The sequence below is a fragment of the Bifidobacteriaceae bacterium genome (assembly GCA_031281585.1).
Classification (GTDB): domain Bacteria; phylum Actinomycetota; class Actinomycetes; order Actinomycetales; family WQXJ01; genus JAIRTF01.
Genome location: JAITFE010000059.1, coordinates 1 through 23,325 on the forward strand (window position 1 = coordinate 1; position 23,325 = coordinate 23,325).

A 23,325-nucleotide genomic window follows, 5' to 3' on the forward strand; every position below is an offset into this window, starting at 1 on the left:
CCCCCCCCCCCCCCCCGCCCCACCTCTGGATACACACTTTCCCTACACGACGCTCTTCCGATCTCGTTGGAGTTCGGCGTCGTCGGGGTCGGCCTTGGCCAGCCGCTCCGCGATCCGCAGGGACTCCTCGTAGTGGGCGCGGGCCGAGCCGGTGTCCCCGGCCCGCAGGTCCAGGTCCCCGAGCCTGTTGTGGCTGATCGACAGGTCCCGTTGGAGTTCGGCGTTGCCGGGGTCGGCCTTGGCCAGCCGCTCCGCGATCCGCAGGGACTCCTCGAAGTGGGCGCGGGCCGAGCCGGTGTTCCCGGCCCGCAACTCCAGGTCCCCGAGCCTGTTGTGGCTGATCGACAGGTCCCGTTGGAGTTCGGCGTTGCCGGGGTCGGCCTTGGCCAGCCCCTCCCTGATCCGCAGGGACTCCTCGAAGTGGGCGCGGGCCGAGCCGGTGTCCCCGGCCCGCAACTCCAGGTCCCCGAGCCTGTTGTGGCTGACCGACAGGCCCCTTTGGAGGCCGGCGTTGCCGGGGTCGGCCTTGGCCAGCCCCTCCGCGATCCGCAGGGACTCCTCGAAGTGGGCGCGGGCCGAGCCGGTGTCCCCAAACGTGGAGTAGTACCGTCCTAGCTCGTCTGCCAGCACTTGCCGACCAAGACAGAAGGAAGCCGTAGGAATGCATCCGATGACTTGTTCCAAGTAGGCGATTCGGTGAAGCACTCCTGGGAGTTGTATGGCGAAGTTGGCGGCCAATGCGCCAGCCTGATCGAATTGCCCTCCGCCAGCGATATGGAACGGCAGGTCGACCATGTCCAGGAACGTGTCGCGCCCTTCGCGTGCTCGTTTCAGGTGCGTGGCGAAAGCGCTGGCGTGGAGCCTTGCGTGAGTGCCGTCGGCCAGTCTGTCCCTGAGCATTTGGGCCACCGAATTGTGGACTTCGACTTGGTCTGTTGGGGCCAGCAGCGTCAGGTCCCGCAAACGGTCGAGGCGTGCGCGAAACGCGTCATCCACCGGTAAGGAGGCGGAGGTGGCCGCGTCCTCAACCGGGAGGGGCATTCGACAGACACTCACGTGGTCCAGGAGACTGCGCTCCTCCGGGGACAGGAGGTCCAGTAGTTCATCCAGCAGAATGTCGGCGCGGCCTAGCGAGAGCACTTTCTTAAGGGCCGCGTCAGGGCCCATGGCGCTGCCCCGCGTTCTGGGGGGCCCATCCCGGAGCTTGTCGAGTTCCTTCAGTTTGGCCGCGACGTGGGTGAGGTCGCTGATTCCGCCCCGGAGGACCGCGTCCATCAACTCGACCAGGCGGGGGTTGTCGCCGATTTGAGCTTGAACGGCTTGGCGATGGCTGTCGCTCGAACCGCTGATCGCAGGCAGGCGCAGGAACAGGCGCCGCAGTTCGGCGTCTGTAAGCGGGGGCACGCTGACTTGAGCCAACTGCGCGTCAAATGGCTCCGGCAGCGGGTAACGGCAGGTGATCAACATTTTGCCGTTCTTGGGAGACTCAGAGGCGACCCCGACGAGCCGGTTTAGGAGTTGGGCCACCAGTGAGGAGCCTCCAGCGGCGTCACGGAACCCCTCACCGCCGATCACCAGGTTCTGCTCGAAATCGTCCATCAGGATCAGCAGGCGGTGCCTTCTAATCGCCTCGAGCAACGCGTTGAACGGGTCCGCGTCCATTTCGGTTGACAACAACGCTTGACTCAGGGCCGGGTCCTTCGGGGCGATGGCCGCAGCGGCCTCGCGGAAGATGGTGCCAGGATCCCACGCGCCATCGGTGACCACGGGCATCCAGCCGTCGTCGCGCAAACGCTGGATGGCTCGTCCGGCCAGTGCCGTCTTGCCGATTCCGCCCATGCCCGTCAGGATGACCCCGCCGACCGCGCCGAACTTCCTTCTTGCCTGCGGCGTCCCGCGCAGCGCGCCGAGCACGTCGCGGAGTTGGGGGCGTCGGCCGATCAGGTCGCCGAGCGGCAGTTCGCGGACATGGCTCCCGGTCGGAAAGGCCTGCTGACGGGACAAAGGTGTCGATGGCAGGGCCGGATCTATGAGAGGAGCGTCTTCGCTAGCGGACCACAGTGTGGCGGTTGCCCACTCGGGCGGGGGCACGTCCCCGCCGGTGTCGCTTGCGGCCAAGGCTTGCCGCTGGTTCTCAATCGTGCGCCTGGCGAGAGCCAAAGCGTCCGCCACTGTCAACTCCGGGGTTTCGACCAGATTGGCGTAAAGCCGGGCCGCGAGATCCGAAGCGTACTTGTCGGTGACCGAAGCTTGCATGGCGATGACCCTGTCGGCGCCGTGGGTGACCAGCGCCCCGGCCAGTCCTTCGCCATCCAAGCGAGAGCAGGCGGACAACACGATCAAAGGGATCGGCTTGCCACCCGTTCGAAGCATGTCCACTAGCTGCCTCGGGCTAACTAGGCGTTCACGGCCGTCCTCGTCCTCCAGCGCCAGGGAGGCGGGCCCGCCGTGTGCGGACAGATGTAGGACGTGGTACGGGTCGTCCCTAACCGCGCTGGCTATCAGTGTTGGGTCCGCGTATTCGAGAATGCGCAGCTCGCCCTGGTGCGCGCCCTTGGTGGCGTCGAGAAGAAGTTGCATCTCATGCTCCACGTTCAAAGGAGGCCCGGAGGCGGTCGACTCGTCAGGAGCCGAGACGGCTGCCAGCACCTTCAGCGGACCTGGCAACGTGACAGGATGGCGGCGTGGAGAGCGGGTGACCTGCCGCCGGATAGTTACGCCGGGCTCGAGGGCCAAGGGCTTGGCCGCACCCGGCAAGCGCAGGAGTTCCACTGGGAGGTGCCCAAGCGTTGCGGCGTCGCCGTGAAACACCAAACGGACTCGGTCTTCCTGCAGGCGCGCTTCAAGGACGGAAGCCAGGTTTGACAAGGCTTCGCTGGGCAACAACGCGCGGGCCAGCCGTTCCCCTGCGTGCTGAAGACGCTGATCGGCGCTGGGAAGGGCCATATCCGCTGATGAGAGAAGAGCCGAGGCCTCAGCAAGCGTCATGGAGGACGTGGCTTCCACCGTGGAGGAAGCTCCGACCCGAACACGAACAGCGAAATGGCCGTCCGCGGTTGGGGCCACATGGATTGAAACCTGGATGCTCCGACCCGTCGGCCCGTGCGCAGTCCCAACGGGCGAAACCCGCGAACCCGCCGACCCAGGAGTGGCCGACGGGATGAGCGCTTCAAGGAAAACCCTGACGTATTCGTGTTGCCCGGCGGGGTACCAGATGGCTCGTATTCCGGCGTTTGAGAGTCGGCGGCCGTCAGCCGCGAACTTGGCGGGGTCTTCGGCGCGTGGGACCAGGGCGTAATGCGGGCGGGTGTCGTTCTTGGCTATGGCGGTCAGCAGGTCCAAAGTGCGGTCAGCGGAGAGGCTGCAGCCGAGGAACAGCATGGGGCGGGAGCGGAAGAACTCTCCCAGGAAACGCGCGGTTTGCGAGCCGTTAGACGGACCGTAGTGCTTGTCATACGAAGCAGTCGTGAACACGACCTCGTCGGGAGCTGAAACGCAGCCGTGCCACTTCACAAGCCAGCGCGGGTTGCCCCGAATCAGATGCTCCCGTTCAGCCCGCAATTGCGCCGGGCCGATGATGCGGTTGTCGAAAGCCAGGTGACCTGTGAAGAGTCGCGACTCGAGAAACCGGTCAAAGTTCGTGGTGATGACCGGGCCTGCGGGAAATGCCTGCGGGAGAAGGGACACCGGCAGAGCTCCCACATCTGCCGACGCGGCCAATTCATCTCGGAAGACATACTTCAAGGCTTCGCGGAAGGCGTCTTGGCCCGCTGCCTGGTGAAGCATGTTCGCCGCCTCTTGCAGGTCCCCGGCCGTGATCAAGGCCTTGACGCTGCTCAGGTCGGTCAGGAAAGGCACGGCGGCGCCGATTCTGGAAAGAGCCGCAGCCCACAACGGGAATCCGGCGTCGACAGTCATGCCCGCCCCGACGAACGGCACCAGCGAATCGCGGCAACAGAGCAATTCCTCGTAAACGCGCTCATTCGCGCCCGGACCGGTCGCGGCGGGGGTGACAGCGAACAGAGAATCCAAACTGGGCGGGGCAGCCGTAAACGGAAAGCCTACCGGTCACCGGCCAGTCGGAGCTTGCGCAACTGAAAGGCCGCTGCTGAACACGCGAAGGCGAGCAGAAATGGCCGCGCACCAGCGGGCGGCTAGGATTCTCCCTCATGGAGCAAGTGCGCCGCAGTGACCTTCCCCCGCGCGACCGGGACGACGAGTCGGCGCCGCCAGCGCCGGCGGTGGCGCGTCAAGCGCAGACGCAGCCGATCGACGACCTGCTGGATGAGATCGACGCGGTCCTGGAGGATTCGGCCGAGGCGTTCGTGCGGGGATTCGTGCAAAAGGGCGGGCAATGAGCGGGCTGCCGGCCAGCTATTTTGGGCCCGGCAACTCGTTCGCGGAGTTTGTGGGGAGGGCCGCGCCCGAACTGCTGGCGCCGCCGCTGGCGGGCCCAAGCCGCCTGGCCGAGGACGCCCGCCCGCCCGCCGCCACCACGATTGTGGCCCTGACCTACCGCGACGGCCTGGTCATGGCGGGGGACCGCCGCGCCACCGTGGGCCACCAGATCGCCAGCCGGGACATTGAAAAGGTCTACCCCGCGGACGCCTGGACCGCGATCGGCCTGGCCGGGGTGGCAGGGCTCTCCATCCAACTGGTGCGGCTCTTCCAACTAGAATTGGAGCACTACGAGAAGATCGAAGGGGTCGCCCTCTCGCTCAGCGGCAAAGCCCACCGGCTCGCCACCATGGTCCGCTCCCAGTTGGAACTCGCCATGAAGGGCCTGGCCGTGGTCCCGCTCCTGGGCGGCTGGGACGGCCACGCGCCGCGCATCTTCGCCTTCGACGTGACCGGCGGCAGCTACGAGGAGAAAGGCTACGCCGCGATCGGCTCCGGCGCCGTGTTCGCGAAAGGCTCCCTGAAGAAGCTCCACAAACCCGCCGCCAGCGCCCGCACCGCCGTCCGCACCGCCCTGACCGCCCTCAACGACGCCGCCGATGACGATTCGGCAACCGCCGGAGTGGACCGCGCCCGCGACATCTACCCCGTCGTGGCCCGCGTGGACGCCCGCGGCTACCACCGGATCCCGGATCAGGAGCTGGCGCGGACGCTCGCCCCGCGCGGCGAAGCCAAGGACCCGAAGGGAGAACGCCCGTGACCCTCCCGCTTTACGTGCCGCCTGAGCAGATCATCAAAGACCGGGCCGATTTCGCCAAACGCGGCGTGGCACGCGGCCGCCCGGCCGTGGTGATCTCCGCCTCGGATGGCGTGCTGCTCGCCGCCGCCAACGCCTCGCGCGCCCTGAAGAAGCTCTCCGAGATCTACGATCGCCTCGCCTTCGCGGCCGTGGGCAAGTGGTCCGAGTTCGAAGCCCTCCGCGTGGCCGGCATCCGCTACGCCGACCTACGCGGATACTCCTACGACCGCACCGACGTGACCGCCCGTGGCCTGGCCGGCGCCTACGCGCAGTCGATCGCCGCCGCGTTCACAGGCGACCCGAAGCCGTTGGAGGTCGAGTTGGCCGTCGCCGAGGTGGGGACGGCACAGGCGTCCGATGCCGTCTTCCACGTCCGCTTCGACGGTTCCGTCAACGACGAGTTGCCTTGGGCGGTGTTGGGCGGCGCTACCACGCGCGGCCGCCAGGCCGTCGCGGAGGGCTGGCGGTCCGGCCTCAGCCTGCCGGAGGCGGGCGCCTTGGCGCGCGCGGCCCTGGCCCAGAACGGCGAGCCCGAGGACGGCTACGAGGTGGGGTGGCTGAGGCGGGACGCCCCAGGGCGGGCCTTCACCCGCCTTGAGGCGTTGCCGTGAGAGGGGTCTTTGGACTCGAAACCGAATACGGCATCACCGCCCGGGACCTGAGCCCGGAGGAGGCCGCCCGCGAACTGTTCCGGCCGGTCGTGGCCTGGGGGCGCAGCACCAGCGTGTTCACCCCCGCCGGCGCCAGGCTGTACCTGGACGTGGGCTCCCACCCCGAATACGCCACGCCCGAATGCTCGCGGCCGGGGGAGCTACTGGCCGCCGAGCGGGCGGGGGACCGGCTGATGGCCGCCCTGGCGGACGCCGCCTCACGGCGCGTCGGGACCGCGATCGCCCTGATCAAGAACAACTCCGACTCGGCCGGGAACGCCTTCGGGTGCCATGAGAACTACCAGGTGCCCAGGCAGGGCTCCCAGGAACTGGCAGCGAAGCTGATTCCCTTCCTGGTCACCCGCCAGCTGATAGCGGGCGCCGGCAAGGTCCAGGTCGATCCAAAAGGGGCGCGGTACCTGCTGTCCCAACGGGCCCACCACACGGCGGAGGCGCTGAGCTCCGCGACCACCCGGTCGCGGCCCATGATCAACACCCGTGACGAGCCGCACGCGGACGGCGGGCGTTTCAGGCGCCTGCACGTGATAGCGGGGGACTCCAACATGGCGGACCCCGCGGCGCGCCTGAAGGTGGGGTCGATGAGCCTGCTCCTCCGGGCCGCGACGGACGGCGCGGCCCTCCCGGACGTCGAACTGGCCGAGCCGGTCCGCGCCATCCGCGAAGTCGCCCAAGGTTGGCGCGAAGCCCATCCGATCGCCCTGGCGGACGGCCGGACCATCCGGCCCGCCCAGGTCCAGTGGGCCTACTTCCAGGTCGCGCGCGCGGCCGCCGAAGACGAAGAGGACCAAGCGGTCCTCGATCTGTGGGAACGAACCCTGACCGCCTGGGACCGCCTGGACTTCGACGGCCTGGAGACGGAACTCGACTGGCTGGCGAAATGGCGGCTGATCGAGCGCTACCGCGAGCGGACCGGGGCGGGGTTGGCGGACCCAAGGGTGCTGCGGCTGGAGCTGGCCTACCACCAACTCGACGCCGGCGGCGGGTTGCGGGCAAAGCTGGAGGCGGGCGGGAACCTGACGAGCGGCATCGGGCAACGGGAGATCGCGGCGGCGGTCGTGGAACCCCCCGCGACCACCAGGGCCCGCCTGCGCGGGCGGTTTGTCGCCGCGGCCCAGGCGGCCGGCCGGGAATACACTGTCGACTGGGTGCGCTTGAAACTGGGTCAAGCCGAGGCGGTGACGTTGGCCGACCCGCTGGATTCGGCCGATCCGGCGGCGCTGGCCCTGATCGGCGAGTTAGAGGCGGAGCCGGCCGTGGGCGCGGCGGGCGAACTGGACCGGCTGATGGCCGGGGAGGAGAACTAGCGATGGCCGTGGCGTTGCGGGTCATCCCGTGCCTCGACGTGGACGGCGGGCGGGTCGTCAAAGGCGTCAACTTCCGCGACTTGCGGGACGCGGGGGACCCGGTCGAACTGGCCGCCCGCTATGACGAGCTGGGCGCGGACGAGGTCACGTTTCTGGACGTGTCGGCCTCGGCGGCGGGCCGGGAAACCATGGTTGACGTGGTGGAACGCACCGCCGACCAGGTCTTTGTGCCCCTGACGGTGGGCGGAGGCATCCGCTGCGTGGAGGACGTGGACCGCATGCTGCGGGCCGGGGCGGACAAGGTGGGGGTCAACACCGCCGCGATCGCGGACCCGGACCTGATCAAACGGATCGCCGACCGCTTCGGGAGCCAAGTGCTGGTCCTCTCGGTGGACGCGCGGCGGTGCCAAGACGGGACAACGACCCAATCCGGCTACCAGGTGACCACCCACGGCGGGCGGCGGGGCGTGGACCTGGACGCGGTCGAATGGGCCCGCGCGGGCGAGGCGCTGGGCGCCGGCGAAATCCTCCTCAACTCGATGGACGCGGACGGCACCACCGGGGGATTCGACGTGGAGATGCTCCGCGCGTTCCGCCGCGCGGTCGACCTGCCGCTGATCGCGTCCGGCGGCGCGGGCCGGCCGGAAGACTTCGTGGCGGCGGCGGCCACCGGTGCCGATGCCGTCCTGGCGGCCTCCGTTTTCCACTTCGGCGTGCTGACCATTGGCGAGGTCAAAGCGGCGTTGGCGGCCGCCGGATACGAGGTGCGGTGAAATGGGCGAAGCGGATGAGATGCGGGACGTGGCGAACCTGCGGTTTGGCGCCGACGGGTTGATACCGGCGGTCATCCAGCAACACGACTCCGGCGAGGTGCTGATGGTCGGCTACATGGACGCCCAGGCGGTGCGGCGCACCCTGACGACGGGCCGGGTCTGGTTCTGGTCGCGGTCGCGGCGGGAATACTGGCGCAAAGGCGACACCTCCGGGCATATCCAATTGGTCAAGTCGGTGGCCGCCGATTGCGACGGGGACGCGCTTCTGGTGAGGGTCGAACAAGTCGGCGCCGCTTGCCACACCGGAACGCGGACCTGCTTCACGGGACGGGAATTGGTGGCGAAGGCGCAAGACGGGGCCAATTGACGGCAAAGGCACTGCCCAGGACCCTGTAGGTTGGTTATCGTGAGCGAACTATCCCCTTATGGTCCGGCCGGCCCCCAGCCGACCGGGCCTTACGCCGACGCGCAGCCGTACGCGGCGCGTCCGTTCGATCCGCCCACTGCCTCTTATCCTTCGGCCCCCTACCCGCCGGCGCCGAACCAACCGTATAACCCCTACGGACCCCCCGGGGCGCCGTACGGCGGCTGGCCCCCGCCCAATCAACCCGCGCCGGGCGGTTACGCGCAATACCCGCCGTACCAGCCCTACCCGGTGGGGAATCCCGGCAAGAACGGCATGGGCGTGGCCTCGCTGGTGTTGTCGATCGCGGGAATTGTCATTCTTCCCGGCTTGTTCATCGGTTCTGTCCTAGGCGTCATCTTTGGGCACATTGGGCTGGCGGCCGTGGGCCGGGGCGAGGCGAACAACCGCGGCGTCGCTTTGGCCGGGGTGATCATCGGCTACATCGGGCTGGCGATCAGCATCCTCATCTGGGGGCTGGTGTTCGCCATTGGCGGGGCGGGACTCTGGTATTACGCCAGCGGCGCGGCGCCGGACCTGGCCGCGGCGGTTTTCCCAGCGGTCTAGGAAGTTGGGAAAGCACGTGAAGAAAACCGGAACTGTCCTGGATCAGATAATCGCCGGAGTGCGCGAAGACTTGGCGGCGCGCCAGGCCCGCGTGTCGCTGGCCCAGCTCAAGGCCTCGGCTTGCGACCGTCCGCCGGCCAAAGATTTCCTGGCCCGCCTGCGGGCGAGCGCGTCCGTCGCGGTGATCGCCGAGGTGAAGCGCTCAAGCCCGTCACGCGGGCCAATCGCCGCGATTGCGGACCCGGCGGCCTTGGCCCAGGCGTACGAGGCGGGCGGGGCGGCCGCGATCTCCGTGCTGACCGAGAGCCGGCACTTTCACGGTTCGCTGGCCGATTTGGCGGCGGTGCGCCGCGCGGTCGACATCCCCGTGCTGCGGAAGGACTTCGTGGTCAGCTCCTACCAGGTTTGGGAGGCCAGAGCCCACGGCGCGGACCTGGTGCTGTTGATTGTGGCGGCGCTGGACCGGTTGCAGTTGATCGGTTTGATCGAGCGGACCGTCTCGCTGGGCATGACGCCGTTGGTGGAGGTCCACAACGAGGCGGAGCTTGAGTTGGCGCAGGAGGCGGGCGCCCGGTTGGTCGGGTTCAACGCGCGCAATCTGAAAACCCTGTCGGTTGACCCGTCCGTGTTCGGCCGGCTGGCGCCCCTGGCCGGTCCGGACGTTGTCAAAGTGGCCGAGTCGGGGGTTTCCAGCCCGCATGATTTGGCCGCGTACGCGCACAGGGGCGCCGATGCCGTGTTGATCGGCGAGTACTTGGCGTCAGCCTCGCACCCCGAGCAGGCCGTGCGGGAGCTGGTGGCTATGGGCTCGCACCCGTCTGTGAGATCATTGCGCCGATGAGCCCTGAGATGCCCGGACCCTATTTCGGGTCCTACGGCGGTCGTTTTGTGCCCGAAGCCCTGATAGCCGCCCTTGACGAGTTGAGCGCCGCGTACGAGTCGGCGAAGTCGGACCCCGCCTTCGCGGCCGAGTTGTCCCGTTTGGCCACCGATTACGCGGGGCGGCCCACCCCGTTGACGGAGGTGCCGCGCTTCGCGGCGCGGGCGGGCGGCGCGCGGATCTTCTTGAAGCGGGAGGACCTGACGCACACCGGCTCCCACAAGATCAACAACGTCCTGGGCCAGGCCCTTTTGACCAAGCGGCTGGGCAAATCGCGGGTGATCGCGGAGACGGGCGCGGGCCAGCACGGCGTGGCGACCGCCACCGCGGCGGCCTTGATGGGCTTGGACTGCGTGGTTTACATGGGCGAGGAGGACACCAGGCGCCAAGGGCTGAACGTGGCCCGGATGCGGCTGCTTGGAGCCCAGGTCGTGGCGGTCAAGACCGGGTCCCGGACCCTGAAGGACGCCATCAACGAGGCGTTGCGGGACTGGGTCACAAATGTGGGCGAGACGAACTACGTCTTCGGCACCGCCGCCGGACCGCATCCCTTCCCGGCCATGGTGCGTGATTTCCAGTCGGTGATCGGGGTGGAGGCGCGGACACAGATCCTGGCCCGGGTCGGCCGGCTGCCGGACGCCGCGGCGGCCTGCGTGGGCGGCGGGTCGAACTCGATTGGCCTGTTCGCGGCCTTCCTTGAAGACTTGGAGGTCGGCTTGTACGGTTTCGAGGCCGCGGGCGACGGCGTGGAGACCGGCCGGCACGCGGCCACCTTGACCGCGGGCAGCCCAGGCACCCTGCACGGCGCCAAGTCCTATCTGCTCCAGGACGCGGACGGCCAGACCATCGAATCCCATTCGATCTCCGCCGGGTTGGACTATCCGGGTGTGGGACCTCAACACTCTTACCTGAAGGACTCCGGGCGGGCCGTGTACCGGCCCATCACCGACGCGGCCGCGATGGCGGCGTTCGGCTGGCTGACCCAGTCCGAGGGGATCATGCCCGCGATCGAGTCAGCCCACGGCCTGGCGGGCGCCATGGACCTGGGCGCGGAACTGGGACCGGAGGCGGTCATCCTGGTGTGCCTCTCCGGCCGGGGCGACAAGGACGTGGAAACGGCGGCAAGGTGGTTCAACCTATGAAAAACGGGGACGGTACCTTTTTCACAGGTCCTTCACAGAACGCCGTCGAGGACGGCGCCGCCCCCGTTCCCGGCGCGGGCGAGGCCATTGATCGTGCGCGGCGCGAGGGCAGGGCCGCCCTGATCGCCTATCTGCCGTGCGGGTTTCCCTCGCTGGCCGGTTCTGTCGACGCCTGCCGCGCGCTGATCCGGGGCGGCGTGGACGTGATCGAACTGGGGCTGCCCTACTCCGACCCCGTCATGGACGGCCCGGTGATCGGCGAGGCCGTCACCCAGGCGCTGGCGGCCGGGTTCCGAGTTGACGACCTCTTCGAGGCGGTCGCGGAGTTGGCCCCGGTCGGCGTGCCCGTCGAGGTCATGACCTACTACAACCCCGTGTTCCGGCGCGGCGAGGACCGCTTCGCCGCCGACTTGGCGTCAGCGGGCGGGGCCGGCCTGATCACTCCGGACCTCATTCCGGAAGAGGCCGCCGCCTGGGTCGGCGCGGCGGACCGTTTCAGCTTGGACAAGATCTTCTTGGTGGCGCCTTCCTCCCCGCCCGCGCGACTGCGCCTAACCGCCGCCGCCTGCCGCGGGTTCACCTACGCCACCTCGACAATGGGCGTGACCGGGCTGCGGGCCTCCCTTTCCGACCTGGCCCGCCCCCTGGTCGAACGCACCCGCGCGGCGGGCGCGACCAATGTTTGCGTCGGGGTGGGGGTCTCCACGCCCGGCCAGGCCGCCGAGGTGGCCGGCTTCGCCGACGGCGTGATAGTCGGCTCAGCCTTCGTGAAACGCCTGGCGGCCGGCCAAGACGTGGAGGGCTTCGCGGCCGAGCTGCGTGAGGCGGCGCGCCGGTGAGCGCGCTCGCGTTCCTGCCTAGCCCCACGCACAGCGTCTGGCACCTTGGGCCAGTCCCCATCAGGGCGTACGCCCTGACCATGATCACCGCGATCGTGGTGGCTGGATGGATCGGCGCGCGGCGGCTGGCCCTAAGGGGGTACAACGCCGACGCGATGTTCGACGTGGCCTTGTGGGCCGTGCCCTTCGGCATTGTCGGCGCGCGCGTCTATCACGTCATCACCACGCCTGAGCCCTACTTCGGCGCCGGGGGCGACCCGTGGAAGGCCTTCGCCATCTGGAACGGCGGGTTGGGCGTGTGGGGCGCCATCGCGCTCGGCGCTGTCGGCGGGGCGATCGGCGCGAAGCGGGTCAAGATTCCGTTGGGCGCGCTGGCTGACGCGCTGGCACCGGGAATCGCGGTGGGCCAGGCGATCGGCCGGCTGGGCAACTGGTTCAACCAAGAACTCTTCGGCGCCCCGACCACGCTCCCGTGGGGGCTGCAAGTCTCCCCGGACATCGCGACCGCCGCCGGCTATCCGCCGGGGACGCTGTTCCACCCGACTTTCCTTTACGAACTGCTGTGGGACCTGGGCGTGGCCGCCGTTTTGGTGTGGGCGGGCCGCCGGTGGCGGTGGGGACACGGCCAAACGTTCTTCGCGTACATGACGCTCTACTGCCTGGGGCGCGTCTGGATCGAGGCGCTCCGCATTGACACCGCGAACCACTTCCTGGGCCTGCGGTTGAACGTTTGGACCTCGATCGTGGTGGGCCTGGCCGGGGTGGTCGGGTTCTTGTGGTCCCGGCGCAGGTACGGCGACGATCTGCAATTGGCGGCGGAGCCGGAAGGGGATCCCCACGCTGACGATCCCGTATCCGACGACGGGGACATGGCCGACAGCGTGTCCGATCCGGTATCCGACGACGCGAGCGCCCCCGACCCCCAGGACGCGGCCCCAGACGGGGACACGGTCGACAGCGTGTCTGCTGCCCTACCCGACGAGGACGACAACGACGGCAAGCCCGTCACTTAGCCCGGCGGCCGCCGCTTCCGGGGCAGCAAAAAGCGGCCCGGCCAAGCGCCGTCGAAGACGCCGGCCGAGCCGCTTTGAGCCTGTGCCGACTACTTGAGGATCGTGATGTTCCCGATCACCGGCAGGGGCTTGAACTCGCCTTTCGCGGCGTTGATGAGGCCAATGATGAACAGGACGAAGATGCCCAAGGCGACCAAGCCGAAGAGCAGGTTGACAATTGACGCCAGCCCAAACGAGCCGGTCGTCAAGACGGTCGTGAGCAGGATCGCGTTGACCACGCCGTAAACCACGGAATAGGCCACTTCAAGAAGGAACAGCACCAAGCCCTGGTTGGCGTGGTAGCGCGCGAAGCGCGACTCTTTGGCGGCGAAGATCGGAATCAGCACCAGAATGTTGAAGTAGGCCAGGATGGCCATGACCTTGTTCTGCTGAATGTCCGGGTCGCCGGCCGGCGGGGCGGCGTACTGCTGCTGCGGCGCCTGGTAGTAACCCTGTTGGGCTGGCTGCGGCGGCGGGTAGCCGCCGGGCGCAGGCTGTTGGTAGGCGCCGGGAGCCGGCTGCTGGGGCGGGGGATATCCACCGGGGGCCGACTGCTGCGGCTGCGGAGGGTAGCCGCCTTGCGGCTGCTGCGGCGGGTAGTAGCCGTCTGGGGGCTGAGGAGTCTGAGTCATGGTCCGTCCTTTTGATTCTCTCCGAGTGGTAACGGGCGTCCCTGAACCTAGCGCATTGAAGGGGCCAATGTCACGTTAACAGGCCGATCTTAGGGCGGATTCGACTCGGCCGGGAGTTCGGATAGTGGGCCAAACTGCTGTTCGGCAGCACTACCAGGTATCCTTGCTGAGCCGGTTGCTGGTGCTCAAGCACGGTTCGGCCTCAAACTGTTCGAAAGGTGGATGATGGCAGCACGCCCTTTATCGGTCCCCTCCCCATTTGAAATGGGGCCGCCAGCACGGGGACTCTATTCGCCCGACTTCGAGCATGACGCCTGTGGCGTCGGATTCGTCGCCCGCCTGGACGGACGGCCGGGCCGGGACATCGTGGACGCCGCCTTGACCGTGCTGGAAAACATCGACCATCGCGGCGCCGTGGGCGCCGAGCCGAACACCGGTGACGGCGCCGGGATCCTGACCCAGGTCCCCGACCGGTTGATGCGGCGTCTGTTTGAAGCTGAGGGCGCAGCCGTTCCGGAGGCCGGCCATTACGCGGTCGGGATGGCGTTCTTGCCGCAAGGGCACCATCAGGCGGCAGCCGCCATGGACGAGATCGAGGGGATCGCGGCCGAGGAGGGCCTTGAGGTGATCGGCTGGCGCACTCCGCCCACGGACCCGTCGCCGGTCGGGCCCACGGCCCTGGCGGCCATGCCGACTTTCCGCCAGTTGATGCTGGCCAGCCCGGACCGGCGCCTGGCCGGGATTGACCTGGACCGCCGCGCGTACCGCTTGGTCAAGCGTTCGCTTCACCAAGCCGGAACCTACTTCGCCTCGCTCAGCGCGCGCACCGTTGTTTACAAGGGCATGTTGACCACCGGGCAATTGCTGCCGTTCTTCGGCGACCTGGCCGAACCGGACTATGAGACGGCGATTGCCCTGGTGCACTCCCGCTTTTCGACGAACACGTTCCCGTCCTGGCCGTTGGCGCAGCCGTTGTCCATGATGGCGCACAACGGCGAGATCAACACCGTCAAGGGCAACCGCAATTGGCTCTCGGCCCGCGAGGCGCAAATGGAATCCGATTTGATCGGCGAGATCGCGCCGTTGACGCCGATCTGCTCGCCGGGCGAGTCGGATTCGGCCTCCTTTAACTCAGTGCTCGAGCTGCTGCACTTGGCCGGCCGGCCACTCCAGCACGCGATCCTCATGATGATCCCGGAGGCGTGGGAGAACAACGCCGCCATGGACGCCTCGGTGCGGGAGTTCTATGAGTTCAACGACTCGGTGATGGAGGCCTGGGACGGCCCCGCGGCGGTGGCGTTCACCGACGGGACCGTGATCGGGGCCACCCTGGACCGCAACGGGCTTCGCCCCGGACGGTATTGGGTCACCAGCGACGGCCTGGTGGTCATGGCCTCGGAAGCCGGCGTGCTGGACATTCCGCAGGACCAGGTTGTCCGGAAAGGCCGCCTGGAGCCAGGGCGTATTTTCCTGGTGGACACCGCCCAGGGCCGGATCATTGAGAACCATCAGGTCAAGGCCGAACTGGCGGCCCAGGCGCCGTACGGCGAATGGGTCCGGGAGAAAGCCGTCTATCTGGACAACCTGCCGCCGCGCGAGCACATCGACTATTCGACCACCTCGGTCACCCGCCGCCAGTTGGCGTTCGGGTACACGGAGGAGGAGGTCCGCCTGATCCTCGCCCCAATGGCGGTGACCGGCGCGGAACCGGTCGGGTCCATGGGGAACGATGCCGCCCTGGCGGTTTTGACCGACCGGCCCCGGCTCCTCTTCGATTACTTCAGCCAGATGTTCGCCCAGGTCACCAACCCGCCGTTGGACGCCATCCGCGAGGAGATGGTGACGTCGCTGGCCACCGCGATCGGGCCGATGGCGAACCTGCTTGAGGACTTGCCGGAGCACGCCCGGAAGTTGGTGCTCCCGTTTCCGGTGTTGGGTAACGAGGATCTGCAAAAGGTCTCCCGGATCGGGCGGTACCGGGACCGGTCCGGCGGGTTCTCCGCCCAAACCGTCAAGGGCCTCTACCGCGTGGCGGGCGGCGGCCAAGCGCTGGCCGACCGACTGGAGGACATCTTCGCCGAGGTTGACTCCGCGGTCGCGGCCGACAAGAGCTTCATCATCCTGTCCGACCGCGACTCGGACGCGGAACTCGCGCCCATCCCATCCTTGCTGCTGGTCAGCGCCGTCCACCAGCACCTGCTGGCGAACCACACGCGCACCCGGATCGGAATGGTGGTGGAGGCGGGCGACGTCCGCGAGGTCCACCACGTCGCCTTGCTGATCAGCTACGGCGCGGCGGCCGTCAACCCGTACTTGGCGATGGAGTCGGTGGAGCGCCTGGCGCGGGCGGGCGACTTGGGGGAGATCAGCCCGGACAAAGCCGTCGCCAATCTGATCAAGGCGCTCGGCAAGGGCGTGCTCAAGGTCATGTCGAAGATGGGCATCTCGACCGTGTCCTCCTACCGAGGAGCGCAGGTTTTCGAGGCCGTGGGCCTGGGCGGCGCCTTGATCGACAAGTACTTCACGGGCACCACGTCCCGGATCGAGGGGATCGGCCTGGAAGAACTCGCCCGCGAGGTCGCGGCGCGCCACGCCAAGGCGTACCCGAAGGCGGTCTACGGGAACGAAGGGGACATCTTGCCGTCCGGCGGGCAGTACAAGTGGCGGCGCCACGGCGAGACCCACCTGCTCACCCCAGACGCCATCTTCGAGCTCCAGACCTCGACCAGGCGCGGCGACTACGCGCTCTTCAAGCGCTACAGCGCCCGGATCGACAACCAGGCCGAGGCGTTGGCGACCATCCGGGGTCTGTTCACGTTCAAGCGCGGGCTGAGGCCGCCCGTGCCGATCGACGAGGTGGAACCCGTCTCCGAGATCGTCAAGCGTTTTTCCACCGGCGCCATGTCCTACGGTTCCATCTCAATGGAGGCGCACCAGACCCTGGCGATCGCGATGAACCGGATGGGCGCCAAGTCCAACACGGGCGAGGGCGGGGAGGACCCGGAACGGCTCCACGACCCGGAGCGGCGTTCGGCCATCAAACAGGTCGCCTCTGGCCGGTTCGGCGTCACCGCCGAATACCTGACCAACGCGGACGACATCCAGATCAAGATGGCCCAGGGGGCCAAACCGGGCGAGGGCGGTCAACTCCCCGGCGCCAAGGTCTATCCCTGGATCGCCAAGACCCGCCACTCGACGCCCGGCGTGCCGCTGATTTCGCCTCCGCCCCACCACGACATCTACTCGATTGAGGACCTGAAACAGCTGATCCACGACCTGAAGAACGCCAACCCCGAGGCCCGCATCCACGTCAAACTGGTTGCGGAGGTCGGGGTGGGCACGGTCGCGGCCGGGGTCTCCAAGGCGCACGCGGACGTGGTCCTGATCTCCGGCCACGACGGCGGCACCGGCGCCTCGCCGCTGACCTCAATCAAGCACGCGGGCGGACCGTGGGAACTCGGCTTGGCGGAAACCCAGCAGACCCTGCTGGCGAACAACCTGCGCGACCGGATCGTGGTCCAAGTGGACGGCCAACTGAAGACCGGCCGGGACGTCGTCATCGGCGCCCTGCTCGGCGCGGAGGAGTTCGGCTTCGCCACCGCCCCGCTGGTGGTGATGGGCTGCGTCATGATGCGGGTGTGCCAAAAGGACACCTGCCCGGTCGGCGTGGCCACCCAAAACCCGGAACTGCGCGCCCGTTTCACCGGCCGCCCCGAGAACGTGGTGACGTTCTTCGAGTTCATCGCCCAAGAGGTCCGCGAACACCTGGCGGAGCTCGGCTTCCGGAGCCTGGCGGAGGCGGTGGGCCAAGTCGAAGTGCTGGACACAACGGCGGCGGTCAGCCACTGGAAGGCGGCCGGGCTGGACCTCGGCCCCATTCTCATGCCGCCGCCCAACCCGGCCGGCTCGCCGCTGCGGCAGGTCACCGGCCAGGACCATGGCCTTGAGGCCGCCCTCGACAACCGGCTCATCCAGGAGGCCCGGCCGGCGTTGGAACGGGGCGAACGGGTCTTCATCGAGCACAAGGTCCGCAACGTCAACCGGACCGTGGGGACCATGCTTGGCCACGAGGTCGTCAAACGCCGCGGCGGCGCGGGCCTGCCGCCGGGCACAATCGACGTGACGCTGACGGGCACGGGCGGTCAGAGCTTCGGCGCGTTCCTGCCGCGCGGCATCGTCCTCCGTTTGATCGGCGACTCGAACGACTACCTGGGCAAAGGCCTGAGCGGCGGGCGGATAGTGGTGCGCCCTGCCGACGGTGCCGGTTTTGAGGCCTCCACAACGGTGATCGCGGGCAACGTGATCGGGTACGGGGCGACCTCCGGGGAGATCTACCTGCGCGGAAAGGTGGGCGAACGGTTCGCGGTCCGCAACTCGGGCGCCACCCTGGTGGTGGAGGGCGTGGGGGACCACGGCTGCGAGTACATGACGGGCGGCCTGGTGGCGGTGTTGGGGCCAACCGGGCGGAACTTCGGCGCCGGGATGTCCGGCGGCCGGGCCTACGTCTACAAACTCGACCGCGGGAGGCTCTCGCCGCAGGCCGTCAAGGCCGGGGACCTGCTGCTCGAAGAGGTGCCCGATGACGACGAGTTGGTGGCGTTGTTGGAGCGGCACGCGCTTGAGACCGGCTCGACCAAGGCGCAAGCGATCCTGGCCGACTGGGACACGGAACGGGCCAATTTCACCCACCTGGTGCCGTGCGACTTCAAACGGATGAGCAAGGCGCTGGCCCGCGCCAAGGCGGAGGGGTTGGACTACCACGACCCGGACACCTGGAAAGAGATCATGAAGGAGGCGGCTCATGGCTGATCCGACCGGGTTCCTGAAGGTCCGCCAGCGCGAACTGCCCATGGACCGGCCGGTCTCGCTGCGCCTGCTTGATTTCAGGGAGGTGCGCGCCGACCTGCCCACGGACGAGGTCATGCTGCACCGCCAGGCCGGCCGCTGCATGGACTGCGGCGTGCCGTTCTGCCACCGCGGCTGCCCGCTGGGCAACCTCATCCCCGAGTGGAACGACCTGGCGTGGCGGGGCGATTGGCGGGCGGCCTCGGAGCGGCTGCACGCGACGAACAACTTCCCCGAGTTCACGGGGAGGATCTGCCCGGCGCTGTGCGAGGGCTCCTGCGTGCTGGGCATCAGCCAGCCGCCGGTCACCATCGAGTCGATCGAGATGGCGATCGTGGACAAGGCGTTCGAGAACAACTGGATCACGCCGGAGATCCCCGAGCGTTTCACGGGCTTCACCGTGGCCGTGGTGGGCTCCGGGCCGGCCGGCCTGGCGGCGGCGCAACAGTTGACGCGGGTGGGCCACACCGTCGCCGTCTACGAGCGGGCCGACCGTCCCGGCGGCCTGCTGCGCTACGGCATCCCGGATTTCAAACTCGGGAAACACCACCTGGACCTCAGGCTTTCGCAAATGCAGGCCGAGGGGACCCGCTTTAGGACCGGGACGGAGATCGGGCGGGACATCTCTTGGGAGGACTTGCGCCAGAGGTACGACGCGGTGGTGGTCGCGGTCGGCTCGACGGTCCCGCGCGACCTGGACTTGCCGGGACGGGAGTTGGCGGGAATCCAGTTCGCCAAGCCGTTCCTGGAGCAGGCCAACGTGGTGGCCTCCGGGCGCATGGTGGCGAACCAGGTGACCGCCAGGGACAAGCACGTGATTGTGATTGGCGGCGGGGACACGGGTTCAGACTGCGTGGGCACCTCGCTGCGCCAGGGCGCCAAGTCGGTGACCTCGTTGGAGATCATGCCGCAGCCGCCGGCGGAGCGGCCCCCGCACCAGCCCTGGCCGGTCTTCCCGCAGGTGTTCAAGACATCTTCCTCCCATGAGGAGGGCGGCAACCGCGTCTACACCGTGACGTCGCTCGGCTTTAGGGGTCGCGAAGGGCGGGTGGAGGCTTTGGAGGTGGCCGATGCCGTCCGCGACGGTTCCGGCCGTTTCCAGCCGGTTCCCGGGTCCGAACGTTCCCTGCCCGCCGATTTGGTGCTGATCGCCATGGGCTTCACCGGCCCGGAGGCCATGACGCTGGTGGAACAGCTGGGCCTGGAACTGAGCCCGCGCGGGACGTTGGCGCGCGACGCGCGCTACGCGACCGCCCAGGAGAGCGTGTTCGTGGCCGGGGACGCCGGCCGGGGCCAGTCCCTGGTGGTCTGGGCGATCGCGGAGGGCCGGGCCGCGGCCGCCGCCGTGGACGCCTACCTGCAGGGCTCGACGGAGTTGCACAGCCCCATCCCGGCGACCGAAGCGCCCATGAGCTTGTAGCGGCCAGGGCGTGGGGCCGCCGGCGGGCCGGGCTAACCTGGTCCGTGAGGCTGGCGGCAAAGAGAGGGGGAAGCGATGCGACGAGCCAAGATTGTCTGCACCATTGGGCCCGCGACCAGTTCCAAGGAGCGGATCGCGGAGTTGATCGCGGCGGGGATGAATGTCGCCCGGCTGAACCTGTCGCACGGCACGCACGCCGACCACCAGGCCGTTTACCGCGCGGTCAGGGAAGCCTCAGAGGAGTTGGGGGCGGCGGTCGGAATCTTGGCCGACTTGCAGGGCCCCAAAATCAGGCTGGGCACATTCGCCGGCCACCGGCCCGTGGAACTCGCGCCCGGCGACCGGTTCACCATCACCACCGAGCCGGCGGAGGGGACCAAGAGGCGGGCCTCCACCACCTACGCTGGCCTGCCGGGCGACGCGAGGGTGGGGGACCGCATCCTGATTGACGATGGCAAGGTGGCCGTCCGGGTCGACAAGGTCACCGCAACCGACGTGGTCACAACCGTCGAGGTGGGGGGCGAGGTCTCCGACCACAAGGGCCTGAACCTGCCTGGCGTGGCCGTCTCCGTCCCCGCCTTGACCGACAAGGACGTCGACGACCTGCGGTTTGTGCTGGGCTTAGGGGTCGACATCGTCGCCTTGTCGTTTGTCCGTTCGGCCGCCGACTACCGGGCGGTGCGCGGCGTCATGGCCGAGGTGGGCCGCCTGGCCCCGGTGATCGCCAAGATCGAGAAGCCGCAGGCGGTCGAGAACCTGCATGAGATTGTGCGGACCTTCGACGGGATCATGGTGGCGCGCGGCGACCTGGGCGTGGAACTGCCCCTGGAGGACGTGCCGCTGGTCCAAAAGGACGCCATCGACATGGCGCGGCGGTTCGCCAAACCGGTGATCGTGGCGACCCAGGTGCTGGACTCCATGATCACCAGCCCCAGACCGACCAGGGCGGAGGCCTCGGACTGCGCGAACGCCGTGCTGGACGGCGCGGACGCGGTGATGCTGTCCGGGGAGACCTCGACGGGGGAGTACCCGGTGGACGCGGTGCGGACCATGGCGCGGATCATTGAGGCGACGGAGGCGGGCGGGTTCGACCGCATCCGGCCCATGACCGCCACGCCCCACACCCATGCGGGGATCCTGACGAAGGCGGCCGCGCAGATCGCGGACACCATGGACGCCTCTTACCTGGTGGCGTTCACGGAAAGCGGCGACTCGGCCCTGCGGATGGCCCGCCTGCGCTCCCCGATTCCGCTGGTGGCGCTCACCCCCCAGCCGGCGGTGCGGCACCAACTGGCCTTGGCCTGGGGAGTCAGCGCCTTCGAAGTGCCGAACTTTGAGCACACGGACCAGATGATCCATGGCACCGACACCGTCCTGCGGGCGCATTCGCTGGGGCGGGACGGGGACACGGTGGTGATCGTCTCCGGCGCGCCCATGGGCATGACGGGCACCACCAACCAAATCCTGGTCCACCGGATCGGGGAACTCGACGTGGCCCGGCGGGAGTGACCGCAGCTCAGCCGTGGACCACCACTTTGGTGCCGATCGGGGCGAAGTCGTAGACCACCTTGGCGTCGCGGGTCTTCATGTTGACGCAGCCGTGCGAGACCCGGCGCTGCCAGTTATTCGGCTCGTTCCAGGGGGCCGAATGGAAAGCCACCCCGCCGGAGAAATAGGACACCCAGTCGGTCGGGGACTCGTACGGGTCGGAGGCCGGGCCGCGCATGACCTGGTGTTCGTACTTCAGGTAAACGTAGAACGTGCCGGACGGAGTGTCATGGCCCGGTTTGCCGGTCGAGATGACATAGCTGCCCACGGGCGTGGAACCGGCGTAGAGCGTGGCGATGAACGTCGACTTGTTGACGTCGATCCAGTGGGCGCCGTTCGGCTCATCGTAGTTGGTGGGCGGCTTGACCCGCTCGGTTTCGAACGGATCGGTTTCAAGGGGCACCGTCACGGCGGCGTCGCGTCCTTCTGCCAGCGCGGCCGCCACCTCTTGGATGACAGGCGCCGGGTCGGCCATCCTGAGGCCGTTCAGCCCCCACTGGACCACGCCGATTTCCCTGTCGCTGTCGGGGTAGGTCATCACCACGTGCTTGCGGGAGGGAATCGCCACCTGTTCGGCCAGCAACCCCGGCAACTCGGTGGCTACTTTGTCCGCGTCGTAGCCCACTTCGATCACGCCCTGGGCGGGGTCCGCCGTGAAGGTGGTCCAGGCCCCAATCGAGGCGGCTGGGAGCTGATAGGAGCGGGCTTTGACCCCGCTTTGGCCGTTGTCGAAGGTGATCACGCGGCCAAGTCCGGCGGTGGCCGCGTCGACGGCGGCCTGTGCGGCGGCATCGTCAATGGCGGGCGGGTCGGGCACCGTCTTGACCTCGACCTTGGCGGGGGCGGCTGTGTCGGCGAGGTGGGCCTGGATGGCCTCGACGGCCGGTTCGACCTCGGTCCGAAGGCCCGTGAAAGACGGGACCACAGCGAAGCTGGCCGTCTCGGGGTCATAGGCCACCGCCGCGTCGGTGGTCGCCTGGTCCTCGGCAATGAACCCGGCGTCCAAGAACTGGCGCAGGGCCTCCTGGTCCACCTGGGCCTTGACCGGGAGGGCCTTGTCGGTCCAGGGGTTGAGCTTGCGCCAAAGGGGCTGGCCCTTCGCGGCCGCCAAGACCTCGCCCGCGATCGCCTTCGGGTCCGCGTGGACCCCCAACTCCTCGGCGTTGCCGGTCAGCGTGTCGCCCGCCGCCGTGAAGGTGAAGCGCATGCCTCCGACCAGGTTCGCGGCGGTTCGCTCCAGTTCGGCGGCAGTCTGCCCGGCCACGGGCAACCCGGCCAAGGTCACGCCGGGCACCGCCTTGTCGGAGTAGTAGTGGTTGGCGTAGACAACGCCCCCCGTCGCGGCGACTGCCAGCACAAACACCGCCGCCAGCGACCATTTCAGCGTCCGATGCCGTCGCCTCGGCTTGGCCCCGGCCCCCTCGGCTTCGGCGGCGGGGATCTGGGCCTCGCCGACTTGAGTCTCAGCCTGCTCGGCAGGAGTCTGGGCCTCTTCGGCGGAAGTCTCGACCTCTTCGGCCGAGGTCTCGGCCTCTTCAACGGGGCTCTCAAATGCGCCGAGGGGAGCGCCAAGAGCGGCTCCCGACGCGCCGTCCGGCGGCGTTGAGTCCGCCGCCGCGTCGGTGGCCGCCGGCTCGGCAGCGGTTGGCGGTTCGGCGTCGGTCGGCGCCGCGCTGCCCAACGGCTCGGCCTCGCCCGCGCCATCAGGCTCAGTCTTTGATTCGATCTGCTGCCCCGCCTCAGGCCGGCTCGTGATCTCGGTGTCAGACCCAGCCTCTGCTTGGGCTTCCGGCTTGGTCCTCCACTTGCGCGGTCGCGCCTTCCGAGCCTTGGACTTCGTCTCAGTCGGCGCCTTGGTCTTTACATTGTCCTCGGATTGGGCTGTTCCCGCGGCCTCTTCGGGCCCGGCCTCTGCTTCGCCCTCTGCTGGGATGTCCGGCGCGGCCTCCGGCTCATCCGGGGGCGCGGGGGCGTCATCGGGCAACTGGTCGTCGCCTAAGTCAACCGGCACGGGGGTCACTCCTAATCCGCTCAGGAACTGCTCCGAGCGAC

General features: G+C 68.5%; 16 protein-coding genes and 1 pseudogene. 14 read left to right on the forward strand and 3 right to left on the reverse strand.

Annotated elements, in window-relative coordinates; genetic code table 11:
* Positions 1-42: 42 nt before the first annotated feature.
* Positions 43-4,032 (reverse strand): CHAT domain-containing protein, encoded by a 3,990-nt coding sequence (locus LBC97_06545; GenBank protein ID MDR2565708.1) that lies wholly within the window; start codon positions 4,030-4,032, stop codon positions 43-45.
* A gap of 221 nt (positions 4,033-4,253) precedes the next feature.
* Here LBC97_06545 and LBC97_06550 point away from each other — a divergent pair.
* The 11 genes and pseudogenes from LBC97_06550 (at position 4,254) to lgt (ending at position 12,789) form a co-directional block, all read left to right on the forward strand.
* Positions 4,254-4,358, forward strand: a pseudogene (locus tag LBC97_06550) (ubiquitin-like protein Pup).
* Positions 4,355-5,158 (forward strand): proteasome subunit beta, encoded by an 804-nt coding sequence (gene prcB, locus LBC97_06555; GenBank protein MDR2565709.1) that lies wholly within the window; start codon positions 4,355-4,357, stop codon positions 5,156-5,158. The pseudogene LBC97_06550 and the gene prcB overlap by 4 nt, the downstream one beginning before the upstream one ends.
* Positions 5,155-5,808: a proteasome subunit alpha gene (gene prcA, locus LBC97_06560; protein MDR2565710.1), complete on the forward strand. Its 654-nt coding sequence runs from the start codon at positions 5,155-5,157 to the stop codon at positions 5,806-5,808. Before prcB ends, prcA begins: the two co-directional genes overlap by 4 nt.
* A complete protein-coding gene (locus tag LBC97_06565; protein MDR2565711.1) occupies positions 5,805-7,172 on the forward strand; it encodes a proteasome accessory factor PafA2 family protein in 1,368 nt (455 codons plus the stop codon). Before prcA ends, LBC97_06565 begins: the two co-directional genes overlap by 4 nt.
* 2 nt (positions 7,173-7,174) lie before the next feature.
* On the forward strand, positions 7,175-7,945 hold the full coding sequence (gene hisF, locus LBC97_06570) for an imidazole glycerol phosphate synthase subunit HisF (protein ID MDR2565712.1): 771 nt from the start codon (positions 7,175-7,177) through the stop codon (positions 7,943-7,945).
* 1 nt (position 7,946) lies between these two features.
* Positions 7,947-8,312 carry a phosphoribosyl-AMP cyclohydrolase gene (hisI, locus tag LBC97_06575; protein MDR2565713.1) on the forward strand — a complete coding sequence of 122 codons (366 nt, stop codon included), beginning with the start codon at positions 7,947-7,949 and terminating at the stop codon, positions 8,310-8,312.
* A gap of 39 nt (positions 8,313-8,351) precedes the next feature.
* Complete coding sequence (locus LBC97_06580) at positions 8,352-8,915, forward strand: DUF4190 domain-containing protein (GenBank protein ID MDR2565714.1); 564 nt, start codon at positions 8,352-8,354, stop codon at positions 8,913-8,915.
* 16 nt (positions 8,916-8,931) lie between these two features.
* Positions 8,932-9,756 carry an indole-3-glycerol phosphate synthase TrpC gene (gene trpC, locus LBC97_06585; GenBank protein MDR2565715.1) on the forward strand — a complete coding sequence of 275 codons (825 nt, stop codon included), beginning with the start codon at positions 8,932-8,934 and terminating at the stop codon, positions 9,754-9,756.
* A complete protein-coding gene (trpB, locus tag LBC97_06590) occupies positions 9,753-10,937 on the forward strand; it encodes a tryptophan synthase subunit beta (protein ID MDR2565716.1) in 1,185 nt (394 codons plus the stop codon). Before trpC ends, trpB begins: the two co-directional genes overlap by 4 nt.
* Entirely contained in the window at positions 10,934-11,776 is an 843-nt protein-coding gene (gene trpA / locus LBC97_06595; protein MDR2565717.1) for a tryptophan synthase subunit alpha, read from the forward strand. The genes trpB and trpA overlap by 4 nt, the downstream gene beginning before the upstream one ends.
* Entirely contained in the window at positions 11,773-12,789 is a 1,017-nt protein-coding gene (gene lgt / locus LBC97_06600; protein ID MDR2565718.1) for a prolipoprotein diacylglyceryl transferase, read from the forward strand. The genes trpA and lgt overlap by 4 nt, the downstream gene beginning before the upstream one ends.
* A gap of 89 nt (positions 12,790-12,878) precedes the next feature.
* Here lgt and LBC97_06605 read toward each other — a convergent pair whose 3' ends face one another.
* The gene (locus tag LBC97_06605; protein ID MDR2565719.1) at positions 12,879-13,460 is read right to left on the reverse strand and encodes a hypothetical protein; all 582 of its coding nucleotides are present in this window, start codon (positions 13,458-13,460) and stop codon (positions 12,879-12,881) included.
* Positions 13,461-13,724: 264 nt separating this feature from the next.
* Between LBC97_06605 and gltB the strand changes: the two genes are divergently transcribed.
* From gltB to pyk, 3 genes are all read left to right on the forward strand, one after another.
* Complete coding sequence (gltB, locus tag LBC97_06610; protein MDR2565720.1) at positions 13,725-18,269, forward strand: glutamate synthase large subunit; 4,545 nt, start codon at positions 13,725-13,727, stop codon at positions 18,267-18,269.
* Entirely contained in the window at positions 18,262-19,725 is a 1,464-nt protein-coding gene (locus LBC97_06615; GenBank protein ID MDR2565721.1) for a glutamate synthase subunit beta, read from the forward strand. Before gltB ends, LBC97_06615 begins: the two co-directional genes overlap by 8 nt.
* A 75-nt stretch (positions 19,726-19,800) precedes the next feature.
* A complete protein-coding gene (pyk, locus tag LBC97_06620; protein MDR2565722.1) occupies positions 19,801-21,234 on the forward strand; it encodes a pyruvate kinase in 1,434 nt (477 codons plus the stop codon).
* Between the two features lie 7 nt (positions 21,235-21,241).
* On the opposite strand, the gene LBC97_06625 is transcribed toward pyk, so the two are convergent.
* A complete protein-coding gene (locus LBC97_06625; GenBank protein MDR2565723.1) occupies positions 21,242-23,284 on the reverse strand; it encodes a L,D-transpeptidase/peptidoglycan binding protein in 2,043 nt (680 codons plus the stop codon).
* Positions 23,285-23,325: the final 41 nt, after the last annotated feature.

Excerpts from the sequence above, each read along its gene's own strand:
- LBC97_06615 (MDR2565721.1), top strand. The coding sequence starts at position 18,262 with ATGGCTGATCCGACCGGGTTCCTGAAGGTCCGCCAGCGCGAACTGCCC.
- prcB (MDR2565709.1), top strand. The coding sequence starts at position 4,355 with ATGAGCGGGCTGCCGGCCAGCTATTTTGGGCCCGGCAACTCGTTCGCG.
- hisF (MDR2565712.1), top strand. The coding sequence starts at position 7,175 with ATGGCCGTGGCGTTGCGGGTCATCCCGTGCCTCGACGTGGACGGCGGG.
- LBC97_06605 (MDR2565719.1), bottom strand. The coding sequence starts at position 13,460 with ATGACTCAGACTCCTCAGCCCCCAGACGGCTACTACCCGCCGCAGCAG.
- hisI (MDR2565713.1), top strand. The coding sequence starts at position 7,947 with ATGGGCGAAGCGGATGAGATGCGGGACGTGGCGAACCTGCGGTTTGGC.
- trpA (MDR2565717.1), top strand. The coding sequence starts at position 10,934 with ATGAAAAACGGGGACGGTACCTTTTTCACAGGTCCTTCACAGAACGCC.
- trpB (MDR2565716.1), top strand. The coding sequence starts at position 9,753 with ATGAGCCCTGAGATGCCCGGACCCTATTTCGGGTCCTACGGCGGTCGT.
- pyk (MDR2565722.1), top strand. The coding sequence starts at position 19,801 with ATGCGACGAGCCAAGATTGTCTGCACCATTGGGCCCGCGACCAGTTCC.
- gltB (MDR2565720.1), top strand. The coding sequence starts at position 13,725 with ATGGGGCCGCCAGCACGGGGACTCTATTCGCCCGACTTCGAGCATGAC.